This window comes from Pseudoalteromonas sp. SIMBA_162, assembly GCF_046535955.1.
GTDB classification, from domain to species: domain Bacteria; phylum Pseudomonadota; class Gammaproteobacteria; order Enterobacterales; family Alteromonadaceae; genus Pseudoalteromonas; species Pseudoalteromonas marina.
In genome coordinates, this window is record NZ_JAWJBQ010000844.1 from 1 (window position 1) to 251 (window position 251).

The 251-nt window shown below is 65.7% G+C and carries 1 protein-coding gene; it reads left to right on the forward strand.

The window, feature by feature from the left end; genetic code table 11:
- Positions 1-42: 42 nt before the first annotated feature.
- The coding region (locus R0J88_RS22065; protein ID WP_410901186.1) for an ATP-binding cassette domain-containing protein at positions 43-251 on the forward strand (209 nt) is incomplete at its 3' end.

Sequence of the window (251 nt, forward strand, 5' to 3'; positions counted from 1 at the left end):
CGTCGTCAGGCGCGCGCCGAGGGCGGAGCGCCATTGCTGGATGTGCGCGATCTCACCATGCAGTTCGGTGGCCTCAAGGCCGTGGACGGCGTGACGTTGCAGGTGCATCCGGGCGAGGTGGTGCCGGTCATCGGGCCGAACGGTGCGGGCAAGACCACCGTCTTCAACTGCATCTCCGGCTTCTATCAGCCCACCGGTGGCGAGGTGTATTTCCAGAACCGCGCCATGCATCGTCTGCCGGGCTATCGCAT